This window comes from Bacillus sp. FSL R5-0585 (assembly GCF_038004545.1).
Lineage (GTDB): Bacteria > Bacillota > Bacilli > Bacillales > Bacillaceae_G > Bacillus_A > Bacillus_A cereus.
This window is the reverse complement of sequence record NZ_JBBORJ010000001.1, coordinates 1,689,862-1,704,623: the sequence shown is the minus strand read 5'-3', so window position 1 is coordinate 1,704,623 and position 14,762 is coordinate 1,689,862. Positions and strand designations below refer to the sequence as shown.

The window sequence follows — 14,762 nt, the reverse complement described above, 5'->3', positions numbered from 1 at the left end:
GTGACTTCCTTAATCATTATTTTTTCTTCTTACGGAATAATTCAATTGTTTTATAGCCTTGTGAAAGGATTTCTATCATTTTCTCTAGACGTTTTTCACGTGTTTTTTCTTGTTTCACAGAAAAAAGATTACGTGCCCAATCTTTTTGGTATCCAGGCGTTAAACTTTGATAAAACTTAAGTTCATTCGGATGATTAGCTAATAATGCTTCAACATCTTTAATTCGATCTGCATAATCGGCAACACATTGACTCATAGCAGATGTTTTTGTTGTTTTTTTCTTTTCACGTTTTAAACCAACAACAGTAAAGACTTCATCCATACTTACCATTCGTGCAAATTTAATATCGCTTTCTCCCACATAACCATCTTCTCCAACGTTTAATGCCGGAAACATCTCATCACGGTGAATAAACGTACTATAACGAGCATTACCTTTTTTCGGATATGCAAAGAATACGTAACCTTTTTCAACTAGTAATTCTTCATTACTTATAATAAAATTCGTTTGTTTCACCATTTCATCAAGCGTTTCTACAAATATAAAGATAGCATCGTGTTCTTTTGAGAATGCAGTTTCTTTACCTGTAAAAATGTCATAATCACTTGGTTCGTTAATAACGACCATATTTGTATACTTATTAAGTTTCAATTTATCAATAACTGACATAATAATCTTCCTTTACATTCAAAATTAATTGTGCATACTTTTTCGTACTGTTCTAGTGTATTATATGTATTAAGAAAATCAAACTTTAAATCGTATTATTCTGCTGCAAAAGAACATAATTCTTTACTAGATGGGGTGGTTTTATGACATATGTAATCTGAGATGAAGGGCTAGTTTTACAAGGGGATGATGGAAAAGAACCAATTTTTCATACATATGAAGAAGCTAAGGAAACATTAACTATACCGCAGTTTCCGAAACATATTAGAAGAAAACCATTTACACCAAAAATAATAAAGATAGCCGCTTCTGAATAAGAACCGGCTATCTTTATTATTCATAACTTAATAGCAAATAAAGTATATAAAAACTCTTTATATTGATCTTCTGTAATTTCACGCTTAGTTTTTTCCCCATGAATAATTTCGGTTAAACTTGTATTCGTTAATGAAATATGGCCAGAGTTCGTCAACTTTACTGCAATTGGTCCTTTATTAAAAATAGATTTCTCATCTTCTATCACTCTTCTTTGAACATCATTTACTACTATCTCATCAATAATATGTTTATAAAAAGCATGACAAACTTTCCATTCTCCAGTAGCATCTATTCTTTCTAAAACATAATTTCCTTTACTCGTATCTTTCCGTCTCACCCGGTACGAACCATTTTTTGAAGAAACCGACTCGCCAGTAAAAGGTACAGGAACAAGAGGTACTAACGAAGCTATACCTACATCAATTAAATACTGTACATTATCATAAGTTAAAATAATTGTTATATGGCCATCCTCAAGTGCCCATGTATTTATATCGTTTTTATACACCGTACCTAATGCCAGTTGTACATCATAGCCACAGTCTCTTAAGAAATAGTAAAAAAGAGTATTTAATTCGTAGCAAAGTCCACCACGGGAACTAGTTAAAATTTTCTCTCGTAAGTTTTCCAGAGAGATTTGATTCGTATTTCGTGCTATAACATCTAAATTCTCAAATGGTATAGTGTGTGCAAATGAAAAGAGTATAGTAGGTAATTCTTCAAACGTTACTTCATTACGTTTTTTAAGATTTAATCTTGTGAAAAGCTGATTTTGTAAACTTGTCATAATTAGCACCCCTTAAAAATTTATAAGTTTAAATAATATATGCTGATTGTAAATTTTAAGGGGCACTGTAACAATGTACATTTCATTTAACTGTACCGGTACAAAAATTACGATTCACGAGGTAAATTAATAAAAGGCGTCATTACAAATGTCTTTTCTGTAATTACTTCTTTTTGGGGCAAATCAAAAGCTACGAATATAAATTTAATAGTTTATCTATAGGCAAATTATTAATATCACTTAAATCAACAAAATAGTGAAGTTGCCACGTTTGGCTCCTTTTAGCTTGATTGCTAACAGTGGTATCCCAAACAGGATAAATTCTCATTGCCATTTTCCCTGTTTGACTTTGTGTTCTCAATATTTTTTCTTTAAGAAGAATCTCTTTAGGAAAAATAAATTGTCCTAGTTTGTTATCAGCAATACAAGTGATTACTAATAAATCAGGAGCAGCTTCATAAGAGAAAGCTCTATTTCGCATATTTTCATCTTTCTCCCAAAAAGAAACAAATTGACCAATTTTATTAGGAGTAACTTTTGATTTTCTAAAACGAATGGTTTTTTTATTTAAGTGGAATAAACATCCTGCATATTCTGCGTTTTGCTTTTCTTCTTTTAGATTCGTAATCATTAAATTGTTAGGTTTGTAAACTATATTGTTTAAATCTCGGATCGTATCATTAAAATTGTTCAAGAAAACTCCCCCTTTATTCACCTCTTAGTTTACCACAAACATCAGTTCTTCTATATCGTATATAATCATGAACTAAGTGAAATGGGGGAATTTAGCAGGATATAATTATTACTTTAATGTACTTAGTTTTTCAATTGCTTGTTGTTCAGTTGCTAAGTAAAAAATATCTTTTCCTTTATTACATTCATAAATAAAATCCTTTAAGCTTTTACTAGTATACATAGAGAAATCTCCAACAATAGCAATCTTTACCTTGTAGTTTATAAACTTTTGAAGGATATCGCCCGCAAGCCGTGTTTTTAGATCAAAGAAATCTTCACTTATTAAAGATTTATGGATAATAATATGTTTCGCATCTACCTCATATTGAACTGTTGCCATAATATCTAATGCAGACTGAACATCCGATATTAATACCTTATCGTTCCTAATGACCGCAATATTGATTCCATCGATTACTACTTTCTTTATTTCCATAGTCTCACCCCTTTATAATTTACACAGTATAAGTAAAATTGTTTTACAAAACTTCGTATTAATCATAGATTAAATTAGCCTCAGCTATTAAAATGACCTCTATTTTTTGTTGTAAATATATATTTTTTATTACTAATACGGTCAATGAAATTAATGATAGTTCCTCTTTTTTTATATTTTTGAATATATATGGAATTACTTTTACTTGTTATAAAAATATTGTGGAGTAACATAACTTAACAAACTATCCAAAGTGTTAATCTCGGCATATGGTTGTATTTTGGTAGTATTCTTGATTTTCTGAGGGTTAAACCACACACCTTTTATATTTGCATTTTGAGGACCAGCAATATCCTTTTCTAAGTCATCCCCAACAAATAAAGTATTTTCCGTTTGTACATTTAGCTTATTTAATGCTAGTTCGAATATACGTTTATCAGGTTTACTAAATCCCACTTCTTCAGAAATAATGATTGTTTCAAAATACCTATTTAAATTCGTGTTAAATATTTTAGCTTTTTGCCTCTGAGTTGAGCCATTTGTTATAATTCCAACTTTACAGTGCTTCTTTATTTGATTTAAGAAATGAATAGTATTTTGGTCTATTGAAAAACATCTAGGGAAATTATTATTCCAAAAATCTTGGATGTAATTGCGTGGCAATCTATACCTTGGCGTGAATTCATCAAACAATGATTCTAAAACTGTCGTTTTATTACTTATGCCATATTCTCTTTTATCGTATTCTTTGAATTTCTGTAACATGTTGCTTTTAGCCGCACCATCTACATTTTCATAACACTTTTCTAAAACAATTAAAAATAATGCCTCTACTGCTTTATCCCTATCAAGTAATGTATCATCTAAATCAAACAGCATCGCTTTATAACCCATCAAATCATTTCACAACCTTTCTAGCATTATATAAATCTCTCCAAGTTTGTACCTTTAAACTTTTAGTTTAGCAAGAACATTGTTATGTAGTGATTAACGATTAAATAAAAACTAGATGAAAGAAATCCATAGTTCTTGGCACACACTCTAGTATTACAGTAGCTTCTTCTATATTGAAATTCCTTTTCCTCTTTTGGTAAAGAAGCAAAAGTATATTTTCGATAATTTTAAGAAACTACATACAATTCACGTTATTATACATTAGTTTTTCGTAAATATTAATCGTACATCAATTCATACGATAAGTTTTTTTAAGCAATTATTTCTCCATAAAAAAGGAATATAGCTAATAATACTTTTTGGTAGTAAACGTCCTATGAAGTTTACTACTGTATCTCCACATAAACTCCAGATTGTACGGCTATAATGACTACCAGAGGTGATATTATGAAAAATTATCATATCCTCGTGGTTGAGGACGATCAAGAAATTCAGGAATTAATTAAACAATTTTTAATGACACAGCAGTATACAGTGGTAGTCGCTTCAGATGGACTAGAGGGTATGACACAATTTAATAAGCAATCCTTTGATTTAATTCTTCTAGATGTCATGATGCCCAATCTTAATGGATTTGAAGTTTCTAAAATGATCCGAAGTCAGTCAAACGTACCAATTATTATGCTAACTGCGTTGGAAGAAGAGGAAGATCAAATGAAAGGATTCGATCTTGGGATCGATGATTATATAACAAAACCCTTTTCATTTCATGTTTTGATTAGACGAGTCGAAGCTGTACTTAGAAGAAGTTATGATAAAAATGTAAATAATCATTTGATATTTAAAGAAGTTCGTATCGATGTGGATGCATATAGAGTGTATGTAAATGACCTTGAAATTATATTAACGACAAAAGAGTTTGAAATTCTACAACTACTATTTCAAAATGAGAGAAAAGTACTTACAAGAGAAAATATCGTAGAGAAAGTTTGGGGGTACGATTATTTTGGAGAAACACGAATAATTGATACACATATTAAAAACCTACGCAAAAAATTAGCTATCCCTTATATTAAAACAATAAAGGGTATTGGTTATAAAATTGATGAATAGTATTGTGAAACTCATGAAAATGAAGCAAATCACTTATAAACTCTTTATGACTACATCTCTCATTTTGTTATCCTTTGCAGTATTGATTTATTTAACTTTATACTTCTTTCTCCCTACATTTTATGAGCAATATAAAACAGATCAACTTCAAACAGGGATAAACGAAATCATTGATAAGTCTAAAAATCTTACGTTTCAAGATGCGATACCACTTTTTGATGAATACGCAAAAAAAAATAATGCGATGCTTTACCTCCAAAATAAAGAAGGGGTAATTATTTACTCTCCTTCGTTTTCTTTTATTCAAAGTGGTACGCAAAAAACAGTAGTTACTAAAGCAACACGATTCGAGAATGCAAGTACCCTTAGCAATTCATATAACGTTACGAAACCAATTCAATTCCAAGATGGTAGTTTAACGCTTATAGTCTTTGCTACATTTCAACCGATTGATGAAGCTTCACAGGTTTTAGTACGCTTTCTCCCCTATATTAGTATCATTGTGCTCATTATTGGTATAGGAAGTGCTTATTTTTATTCCAGGTTTATTACAAAGCCACTTATTTATATTAATGAAGGTGCACAAAAGATGGCAAATTTAGATTTCTCCGAAAAAATTGAGGTTCGCTCTACAGATGAGTTGGGCGAATTGTCTAATAGTTTGAATGACATGTCTATTAACTTACAACAAGCTATGTTTGATTTAAAAAAAGCAAATGAACAATTAAAAAATGATATTGAAAAAGAAAGAGAAATAGAAACAAAACGCAGAGAGTTTTTTGCGATTGTAGCACATGAATTAAAGTCCCCTCTTACTGTAATGAAAGGCTACTTAGAAGGGATGATTTACAATATTGGCCCTTATCAAAATCGCGATCAATATTTAAAGAAAAATCATCAAATTATTGAAAGTATGGAACAATTAGTTCGTGAAATTTTAAGCGTATCGAAATTAGAACAACACACCTTCAAACTAAAAATAGAGAAAGTTAATTCTTCAAAGTTAATAGGTACAATCACAAAAGATCTCGAATTTTTTGCTTCTCAAAAGAGCATCGAAATAATAAAAGAAATTGATTCTGACCTTTCTATTTATACAGATTGTGCTCTTTTAGAAAAAGCATGTAAAAATATTATTCACAATGCGGTTATGTATTCACCACATAATGAAAAAGTCTATATAAAGTTAAGTGAGGATTCGAAACAAGGTCAAATCGAAATGCAAATTATAAATACAGGTATCAATATTAAAGATGAAGATTTACAACAAATTTTCAAACCATTTTATCGAATTGAAAAATCAAGAAATCGAAATACTGGAGGAAGTGGTTTGGGATTATATATTGTTAAACAAATTCTTGAAACGCTAGATATAAAGTATTCAATAAAAAATATGGAACATAGTGTGCAATTTCGCATGAGCATTCCATTATCTAAACACAAAAACAAACAAACTCTCCTTTAAATAGGACGAGTTTGTTTGTTTTTGTAGTAAATATAAACTTATTAACAGGTTTTTCACTTAATGGACAAATGCTGCTTCTTAAATAGCGATTATCATAAGTAGTGACAAACTGTATTCAATTTACATATTTATCTTCTACTATAACAGCAAAAAAACGAAATTCCGCTTAGCAGCAAATTAGATTCTCTTATTTGAGATGCATTTCATCTATGAAACTGAAAAGGAGGATGAAAAATGCATATTTGCCTCCATTTTTCAGATTAATTTGGAATTCTTTTATGATAAGCTATATGTAAAGATTAAACATAAAACAAAAAGGATGATTCGTATGCAAATAAGACCAAAGGTAAGTGAATATAACTCCTATTATGCAACGTATACCAACTTGGTATCAGACGGAAATATCATACATATTCTAGAACAACAAATGAAAGAAACGAATCTTTTATTAAAGGGAATTTCTAATAGTGAGGGACTTTTCCGGTATGCTCCTACTAAATGGAGTATAAAAGAAGTAATCGGTCATATAGCAGATACAGAACGGATTATGGCGTATCGATTGCTATCTATCGCTCGAGGCGAGACAGCAGAACTTCCAGGCTATAATGATGATATGTATGTTCTTAGAGCTGTTTTTGATAAGCAATCTATGCAAGATCTTCTTGAGAATTTAATAGTTGTTCGCCAATCTACCCTGTATTTACTTAGAAGCTTAGATAAAGAAGCTTGGTCACAAAGAGGAAATGCGAATAATTCTGAAGTTACAGTTCGTGCATTAGCATACATCATTGCTGGTCATGAACTTCATCATCTTCAAATTATAAAAGAACGTTATCTTGGTTCTGATGCATATCCAGCAACTTAATATTTGAAGAAAATGAGTCCTATTTATGTAGGGTTCTTTTTCAGCATTTATAACGGATTAACGCTTAGAATCATGGCAATTAAATGCATTTAGTTATAATGTCCACCACATAATATATATGCTATCCCCTTTTATTCTGTACATGAATTTCTTTAGGTTGATATACTACAAACTCAATATATCTGGAAAGGTGATGATATTATGTATGAACAACAAAATAATAGAGATAGAGATCAAAAAATGATGTTTTCTATGCAGGGAGTTCCCTCAAATAAAATTAACATGAATCAATTACCTAAATGGATTAGAATTTTTGGCTATTGTGTGTTTGGTTGGATAATAGTATTTAGTTTAATTATGATTGTAGGTTTAATTCTGCAATAACTATGTGTGATTATCCCATGATATAGGTAACCAATTATAATAAAAAGAACTTGTAGAATATCCTACAAGTTCTTTTTCAAATATTATTAAAACGGGAACAACAAACTATTTTAACATTCAGTACAGGGAGACCATTTTGGTTATGGCTTGATATTATTATAAATCAAATATAAACTTTTGAAAGGGATAGATTTCGAAAATTATGTGAATTTAATAACTACGATGTTTATATTAGATTTCATTTACGACCAACTTCTTTTTACTTAAATACACAGCACGATCTGATTTTTTTGCAACCTCCTGTGAGTGCGTCACAACAATAATGCATTTATTCTCTTTATGTGCAAGTTCTTGAAACAGTTCTATTATATCCATTGCGGTTTCCTCGTCGAGATTTCCTGTCGGCTCATCTGCAATTAGTAAATCAACATTACAAGATAGTGCTCGAGCGATTGCTACACGCTGTTGTTGCCCGCCACTTAGTTGCAGGACGTTTCGTTTCGCTTCAGCTTCTGAGAGTCCTACCCTCTCTAATAATTCTAATGCTCTTGCTATTTTATTTTGCACTTTAACACCTGTAATTTCCATTGCTGTTAAGACGTTTTGAAGAGCGGTCATATAGGTAATTAAGTTATAAGATTGGAAAATTACAGATACATTTTGATTACGGTATCGATCCAAACCAATTTTTCTAATATCTTTGCCATTATACAGTACATAACCATTTTTAGGGACATCCAGTCCACAACCTAAGCTCAGAGTTGTGGTTTTACCAGATCCAGATGGTCCTAAAATCGTGTAGAAATGTCCTTTTTGAAAAGAAAAGTTAACATTATCTAGTATCGCTACATTTTTTCCATTACTTTCATAGTAATAATCCAAATTTTTAAACTGTAAAATCGTCTCCATATCGAGCCTCCTCATTCATCTTTTAAAAGAATTTGTTTTGGGTTTAAACGTAGAATAGATAATGCTGGAAGAAGCGTTGCTATTATGGCAATAGCTAGTCCAATTCCACCCATTTTCCCTACATCTTCTCCTGTTACACTTACATCAATTTTATCAATTGGATCTTCTTTTTGATTTTGTAGAGTACCACCAGGTCCAGCCATCATTACAGTACCATGTTGCGAGGTATCTGTTTCTTCGCTTGCAGTAGCAATTTCATTCGAAAGTAAATTATCCCCGATATATTGAGAAACTTTAGCTCCTGTTGTTATGGATAATCCAAATGCTAAAATAGCGACACACACTACTTCTACTACGAATTGCGCCATCAGTTTCCACTTTTTCTCTCCAATAGACAATAAAATTCCCATTTCTTTACGACGCCCTTTAATTGATAGCATAATGATTAATCCTAAAATGATCGCACCTGCAATCGATACAATATAAATGATCATTTGAGAAGTCGAAGAGATATTTTCGATAGGACCAATCATTTGCTTGTACAATGAATCATGCGCATCTAATTTATAATAATTAAAATCAATATTAGATTTTTTTGCTTCTTTTTTAAATGCATCAATATATTGTGGATCATTCAAGAAATACACGACTTGAACACTACTTATACCTTGGTCTACTTCTAATTTTTTCATAGTTGAATGCGGCATATATAGTTTATTAGCTGGATCCATAATAGGAGGAACCTGTTGACCCATTGCTTGCTCATTTGTTTCGTAAATACCGATAATTTCAACCTCAAGGGTTTCCTTCTTATCCCCTGATTGCACTTTAACTTTGTCTCCTACTTTCAAATTGTTTAATTCCGCTAATCGTTTTTCCATTAAAGCTACATTCTGATCCTTCATTTGCTCTGTAATTGGTTTTCCATCAATGATTTTACTTTTTCCGTTTTTAAAGCTTTCTTGTAATGCAGTCTTGCGGACTCCCTCAATCATAAAAGAAGCATTCATATCTATTTCTGTACCAGAGCTTGAACCGCCTCGCACAGCCGCTATTCCCGCTTTACCTTTACCTTTTTCTCCTTCTGAAGCTCCTACTAGTTTAAGTCCATCAGAAATACCGAAAGTGTTAGCTATGTAATTATAGTCTTTTACATACTGGGACTTCGCTAATTGTTCTGTTTCTTTTGTATCGAGCTGCGGCGGATTTGGCATTTCTCCAGTTTCCTTAGCTTTTTGACCTAATTTGTCGAAATCAAGACCTAAAGTAACATCTGCACCAAGTTTTTTTCTCGCAGCATCCGCTGCTTTTTTTGACGCATTTTGGATTGTGAAACCTGAAAGAACCAAATTTGTAACAATCAGAAAAACTGCCATCAAAATTAATGATGTTCCTATTCTTTTTTTCATACTGAGAATTGCTCGTTTCATAAAATTCATTTTTCTTACCTCCTTGATAACTTGTATTCTATATAGGTTATCTAGAGTTTATATGGAGCTAATCGGTAGTTTAACTAGAGATATAAGGAGTTTATGTGTAGTTATTCATTTACCTGTTCAAGAAAAACTAGAACACAAATTCAAAAATGCAGTCGTTTTTGAATATTGGTAAGGAGTTAGTCAATTTAAGAGACTTATAGAAAAGAGAGGTTAAGCTTAATTTAATGTATATAATATAAAAAATATATTTATTGTATAATTTCTATGCAATAAATATAGAGAAGCTATTTGTGAATATCTAGATGGGAATTGTTAAGTTCCTCATAGAAATTACATCTTTTAATACGAAAAGAAGCAAGTTAACATTCTTTTATATAGATAAGAATATTAACTTGCTTCTTAAATTTTAGTATAAATTATTTATTGTAAGCTTTATAATATAATATACAAATTTATCACCTGTCTTTATAATTCAAGCACCTACTATTAGGAAAAGAGAATATTTCCTAATTAATTTAAAACATAAATTTTGTCTATGTTTTAAACAATATGTACTTTGGAGGAGGTTAATTTGATTTTTTCAAAACTCATTGATCGGTACGCCTTATATGATTTACACAAAAAAAGAAGTGTAGCGTTTCAGTTTACTTCCCTTTCTAACACCTCATTAAATATAAAGGACATAGAATCTTTTTATAAAGTAAAACCATCACATATTCATTTTGACATTAAGCATTCAAAGCAGGAAAATGAATACATGCTCGGACAATTCAACTATAAAAGCTCGGTTCAATCCGGTGATTCACGCAACGACTCTGTAACTGGGGAATTATTCTTACATGAAAATGAAAATGCACCTCATGTTATCTTTGTTCACGGTTGGAGAATGGATTCTAACGAACGTGTGAAAAAAATATTCCACAATCATATGACCACCCTGAAGTGGAATATGTATTATTTCACTCTACCCTATCATTTTGAAAGAAAACCCGATCAATCCCTATTCAGTGGAGAGTATATGGTAAGTGCAAATATTGAACGAACAGTACAAGCAACTAGACAAGCGGTAGCTGATTTACGAGCTTTGATTAAATGGATTAAAGCAAATAAAAATGGTCCCCTGATTCTAATAGGGATTAGTTTAGGCGGATTTATTACTAACTTAACCTCTCTTGTTGAAGAAGAAATTGATGTGTTAGCATCCATTTTCTATGCAAATCGACTTTCTTATTCTATTTGGAATACAATTCCGGGTAAATTTATTAGAGAAGACTTGGAACATCATGGTGTTACGTATGATGATTTAATAGATTATTGGAAAATCACTGAACCGAGTCAAGCATTGTCAAAAGTAAAAAAAGAAAATATTTTATTAATTTCAGGTAAGCATGATCTATATGTGCATTCTGAGGATACAGACTACTTGTGGGAATCTTGGGAAAGACCTACACGATATATTTATACGTGTGGGCATGCCGGGATAGTTCTTAAACGTAAAAAAATTGCCGCTGATACTATTAATTTTATTCAAAATCGATTGAACTCCCCGCACTTATCTAATGTCATGCCTTAAATCGCGAGATTACTAAGTACAAAATCTTATACTTGTATTGTTATATTTTTTACTAGTCACCTTTGTAAATCTTAGCCCCAAGCCTGACACGATTGAAAATGAAATAAAATAAATAAATAAGGAACTAATTTACCATATGGAAAAACATTGCTCAGCATTTTCACCAGTGGTCCCTGTATATGCAATATTACATACAAAAATCTTTATTTATTACGTTATTAATTTAAAAATAAATTATTCATCCATTAATCTATACCATCCGTATTTACATTTATGGATACCCTAATTACATATGAAAAAGAGAGAAGAACATTGGTTAGTTCTTCTCTTTTTGTTTATTTTTAAAATAACTATCTATAAAATTTTGCTTTTTATAATTCTTCATGAGTCTAGAAAAGAAATTTTTCTAATGTACATAATTACAACGACATTAAAACACTTTGCTCTTAAATCCGCTACTTGTATTATTAATTGCATGAAACTCCTTCTTGAGAAAGGTTTTAATTTCCGAATATTCTGTTGACCGTTATAACATATCCAATTTACAATTTAATTGTGGTGTTCTTTCACAATTAAACTACTTAGAATACACTTCATTTATTTGAAAACAATTACAAATAGAGGTGCTAAAATGAAAACTAGAGTAAATCCAGAATTATTACAAGGGTTAGAGATGTTTCCGGATCTCGATTTACGCCCAGAAAATTTGCAATCAATCAGAGAAGGAATAGCTCAAATGAGACCACCTACCGTTGTTGATGACTCTCTTTCTTTAACAGATAAAGTCATTGTTGGGCCTGATGATAATCCGTTACCATTACGAATTTATCGTCCAAAATCAAATCATGAATCTTTACCTGTCTTATTATGGATACATGGTGGAGGTTATATCTTAGGGTCGATAGATGATAACGATGATACTTGTATGAGGTTTGCAAAAGAAGCTAGCTGTGTGGTCGTGTCTGTAGACTACCGCTTAGCACCTGAACACCCTTACCCAGCACCAATTGAGGATTGTTATTCAGCTTTAAAATGGATTGCTGATAATGCAAAGTCATTAAACATTGATTCGAATCGAATTGGGGTTGCAGGAGTAAGCGCTGGCGGTGGACTAACAGCAGCATTATCATTATTAGCCCGAGATCGAAAATATCCTTCAATTTGTTTACAAATGCCACTATATCCAATGATTGATGACAGAAATGATACACCTTCAGCAAATGAAATTAAAGAGGGATTTGTTTGGAACCAAAAGGCAAATGAAGCTGGCTGGAAAATGTATTTAGGAGAAATGTATGGAACGGATCAAATCCCTGCCTATGCAGCACCTTCTCGAGCTGAGGATTATAGTGACTTACCGTATACTTACACATTTGTTGGTCAATTAGATCCATTCCGCAGCGAAACATTAACCTATGTAAGCAAACTAGCACAAGCTGGTGTTGATGTGGAGTTTCATTTATATCCAAATGCCTATCACTGGTTTGAAGGGTTAAATCCAAATGCCGATGTATCTATTTATGCTGTGAACGAAATAGTACAAGCAATAAAGACTGGTTTCAAACGAGTATCCAAGGTTGAGGCTTAATCCCATTACAAGAGAAACACTTATAAATAGTATATATGTATTTATCATTTAAATATAATAGCCGATTCTAAATAAGAATCGGCTATTAATATGTAAAATCCGCCTAATATATTAAGGTTGAGAAACAGATATAAGATGTTTAGGCGATGTGTTTATTTCTTCTGCTAATGCTTTTATGTTCATCATGATTTGAAGTATTTCTTCTTTTGTTGTTCTTGGGTTGATAGAGCAAAGTCGAATTACTACTTTTTCTTTTAATTTAGTCGTACTTAGCATAGCAAATCCTCTTTGATTAATTTCTTCCACCAATTTTTTGTTTATTTCATGAATTGTATTTGTAGATGTTAGCTCACATGGAATATAACGAAAAGTAACAATCCCTAATTGGGCAGGTGTTACTACTTCCCAATCTTTTTCTTTCCTTAAAAACTCTTCAACTTGTTCAGCTAGCATAATGCCATGATCAATTGCCTCACGAAAAGCTGTAACTCCGAATGCTTTAAAAGAAAGCCATACCTTTAATGCTCTAAATCTACGAGAAAGTTCAATTCCACGCTCCCCAAAATTCACTTTTTCTTCTATATTAGTTTCTGTATCCTTAATATACTCTGGGATCATACGGAATGTTTCACTTAAACATTGGCTATTTCGAATAAGTACACAACCAACATCATAAGGCTGAAAAAGCCATTTATGCGGGTCTAACGTTAAAGAATCGGCACGATGAATTCCACTTAATAACTCCCTTCCTTTTTCACTGAGAATTGCTGCAGCCCCATAAGCTCCATCCACGTGTAGCCATATATCTTCATCACCACATACATCAGCCAATTCATCGAGGGAGTCCACCGCTCCGCAATTCGTTGTCCCTGCATTAGCAATAACACAGAATGGTTTTTTCCCTTTTAATCGATCTTCTTTTATTTGTTTTCTTAAAGTACTAACTGAAATTTTTAAATCTTCATCTGTCTCAATTCGGCAAATTTGATGCTGTTTAAAACCTAATACTTTAAGTGCTCGATCTACAGAAAAATGAGTTTGGTTAGAAAAATAAACAATCGTATTTTCTATGTCATTATTCAGCTTGACCTGTCTCGCTACAGTAAGTGCAGTCAAATTAGCCATGGAACCACCACTGACAAATAGTCCTTCAGCTGAATCAGGGAATCCTAGCATTGATTTTAACCAGTTAATTGTCGTTAATTCAATTTGTTCGGCACCTGCACCTACTATCCAAGCTGTAGGAAATACATTAAACCCACTTGCTAAAAAATCTGCTAATACACTAACATAATTATTAGGACCTGGCACAAAAGCCATAAAATGAGGATGATCCACATGAGTAATTTGATTAAACACATTGTTATTAAGAAAATGAAGTAATTCCTTTGGATTAGATCCGTTTTCCGGAATCGTTTCAATTAGCTTGTCTCTAAAAATATTACTATCAATTGTTTCTGAAACTGGTTTACTTTTTAAATGATTCATATGATCAACAATCAAGTCAACCGCTTGATATCCTAACTGACGCATCTCTTCGGCTGATAACTGCAAGTTTTTTGTCATTTGATTTACTCCTATTCTAT

General features: G+C 31.8%; 14 protein-coding genes. 6 read left to right on the top strand and 8 right to left on the bottom strand.

Going from position 1 to position 14,762, the window contains the following annotated elements; translation table 11 throughout:
* Positions 1–16: 16 nt before the first annotated feature.
* The 5 genes from MKY38_RS08830 to MKY38_RS08810 all read right to left on the bottom strand — a co-directional run bounded on the left by MKY38_RS08830 (position 17) and on the right by MKY38_RS08810 (position 3,840).
* Positions 17–670, bottom strand: a complete 654-nt coding sequence (locus MKY38_RS08830) for a YdeI/OmpD-associated family protein (RefSeq protein WP_065224901.1) — start codon at positions 668–670, stop codon at positions 17–19.
* A gap of 337 nt (positions 671–1,007) precedes the next feature.
* Positions 1,008–1,775, bottom strand: coding sequence for an arylamine N-acetyltransferase family protein (locus MKY38_RS08825; RefSeq protein WP_046392779.1), 768 nt, complete (start codon positions 1,773–1,775; stop codon positions 1,008–1,010).
* A 190-nt stretch (positions 1,776–1,965) separates the two neighbouring features.
* Complete coding sequence (locus tag MKY38_RS08820; protein WP_070180179.1) at positions 1,966–2,469, bottom strand: MepB family protein; 504 nt, start codon at positions 2,467–2,469, stop codon at positions 1,966–1,968.
* 108 nt (positions 2,470–2,577) lie between these two features.
* A complete protein-coding gene (locus MKY38_RS08815; protein ID WP_065224898.1) occupies positions 2,578–2,946 on the bottom strand; it encodes a DUF4180 domain-containing protein in 369 nt (122 codons plus the stop codon).
* Positions 2,947–3,147: 201 nt separating this feature from the next.
* Complete coding sequence (locus tag MKY38_RS08810) at positions 3,148–3,840, bottom strand: HAD family hydrolase (RefSeq protein ID WP_065224897.1); 693 nt, start codon at positions 3,838–3,840, stop codon at positions 3,148–3,150.
* 447 nt (positions 3,841–4,287) lie between these two features.
* On the opposite strand from MKY38_RS08810, the gene MKY38_RS08805 reads away from it, so the two are divergent.
* The 4 genes from MKY38_RS08805 to MKY38_RS08790 all read left to right on the top strand — a co-directional run bounded on the left by MKY38_RS08805 (position 4,288) and on the right by MKY38_RS08790 (position 7,667).
* The gene (locus tag MKY38_RS08805) at positions 4,288–4,953 is read left to right on the top strand and encodes a response regulator transcription factor (RefSeq protein ID WP_065224896.1); all 666 of its coding nucleotides are present in this window, start codon (positions 4,288–4,290) and stop codon (positions 4,951–4,953) included.
* A 13-nt stretch (positions 4,954–4,966) separates the two neighbouring features.
* Positions 4,967–6,418, top strand: a complete 1,452-nt coding sequence (locus MKY38_RS08800; protein ID WP_070180259.1) for a sensor histidine kinase — start codon at positions 4,967–4,969, stop codon at positions 6,416–6,418.
* Between the two features lie 328 nt (positions 6,419–6,746).
* Complete coding sequence (locus tag MKY38_RS08795; protein WP_065224894.1) at positions 6,747–7,283, top strand: DinB family protein; 537 nt, start codon at positions 6,747–6,749, stop codon at positions 7,281–7,283.
* 201 nt (positions 7,284–7,484) lie between these two features.
* Entirely contained in the window at positions 7,485–7,667 is a 183-nt protein-coding gene (locus tag MKY38_RS08790) for a hypothetical protein (protein WP_000273230.1), read from the top strand.
* Positions 7,668–7,898: 231 nt separating this feature from the next.
* Here the strand turns inward: MKY38_RS08790 and MKY38_RS08785 are convergent, their stop codons facing one another.
* Positions 7,899–8,576, bottom strand: a complete 678-nt coding sequence (locus MKY38_RS08785; protein WP_065224893.1) for an ABC transporter ATP-binding protein — start codon at positions 8,574–8,576, stop codon at positions 7,899–7,901.
* An 11-nt stretch (positions 8,577–8,587) separates the two neighbouring features.
* Complete coding sequence (locus MKY38_RS08780; protein WP_341048718.1) at positions 8,588–10,015, bottom strand: ABC transporter permease; 1,428 nt, start codon at positions 10,013–10,015, stop codon at positions 8,588–8,590.
* A gap of 571 nt (positions 10,016–10,586) precedes the next feature.
* Between MKY38_RS08780 and MKY38_RS08775 the strand changes: the two genes are divergently transcribed.
* Together MKY38_RS08775 and MKY38_RS08770 are read left to right on the top strand one after the other, a co-directional pair.
* A complete protein-coding gene (locus MKY38_RS08775; protein ID WP_065224891.1) occupies positions 10,587–11,588 on the top strand; it encodes an alpha/beta hydrolase in 1,002 nt (333 codons plus the stop codon).
* A gap of 631 nt (positions 11,589–12,219) precedes the next feature.
* Positions 12,220–13,176: an alpha/beta hydrolase gene (locus tag MKY38_RS08770; RefSeq protein ID WP_000857943.1), complete on the top strand. Its 957-nt coding sequence runs from the start codon at positions 12,220–12,222 to the stop codon at positions 13,174–13,176.
* Positions 13,177–13,287: 111 nt separating this feature from the next.
* Here MKY38_RS08770 and MKY38_RS08765 read toward each other — a convergent pair whose 3' ends face one another.
* Entirely contained in the window at positions 13,288–14,742 is a 1,455-nt protein-coding gene (locus MKY38_RS08765; protein WP_114555503.1) for a pyridoxal phosphate-dependent decarboxylase family protein, read from the bottom strand.
* Positions 14,743–14,762 lie beyond the last annotated feature (20 nt).

What these genes read in the sequence shown, in the direction of transcription:
- MKY38_RS08830 (WP_065224901.1), bottom strand. Translation starts at nt 670, where the DNA reads ATGTCAGTTATTGATAAATTGAAACTTAATAAGTATACAAATATGGTC.
- MKY38_RS08825 (WP_046392779.1), bottom strand. Translation starts at nt 1,775, where the DNA reads ATGACAAGTTTACAAAATCAGCTTTTCACAAGATTAAATCTTAAAAAA.
- MKY38_RS08815 (WP_065224898.1), bottom strand. Translation starts at nt 2,946, where the DNA reads ATGGAAATAAAGAAAGTAGTAATCGATGGAATCAATATTGCGGTCATT.
- MKY38_RS08810 (WP_065224897.1), bottom strand. Translation starts at nt 3,840, where the DNA reads ATGGGTTATAAAGCGATGCTGTTTGATTTAGATGATACATTACTTGAT.
- MKY38_RS08805 (WP_065224896.1), top strand. Translation starts at nt 4,288, where the DNA reads ATGAAAAATTATCATATCCTCGTGGTTGAGGACGATCAAGAAATTCAG.
- MKY38_RS08800 (WP_070180259.1), top strand. Translation starts at nt 4,967, where the DNA reads ATGAAAATGAAGCAAATCACTTATAAACTCTTTATGACTACATCTCTC.
- MKY38_RS08795 (WP_065224894.1), top strand. Translation starts at nt 6,747, where the DNA reads ATGCAAATAAGACCAAAGGTAAGTGAATATAACTCCTATTATGCAACG.
- MKY38_RS08790 (WP_000273230.1), top strand. Translation starts at nt 7,485, where the DNA reads ATGTATGAACAACAAAATAATAGAGATAGAGATCAAAAAATGATGTTT.
- MKY38_RS08785 (WP_065224893.1), bottom strand. Translation starts at nt 8,576, where the DNA reads ATGGAGACGATTTTACAGTTTAAAAATTTGGATTATTACTATGAAAGT.
- MKY38_RS08780 (WP_341048718.1), bottom strand. Translation starts at nt 10,015, where the DNA reads ATGAATTTTATGAAACGAGCAATTCTCAGTATGAAAAAAAGAATAGGA.
- MKY38_RS08770 (WP_000857943.1), top strand. Translation starts at nt 12,220, where the DNA reads ATGAAAACTAGAGTAAATCCAGAATTATTACAAGGGTTAGAGATGTTT.
- MKY38_RS08765 (WP_114555503.1), bottom strand. Translation starts at nt 14,742, where the DNA reads ATGACAAAAAACTTGCAGTTATCAGCCGAAGAGATGCGTCAGTTAGGA.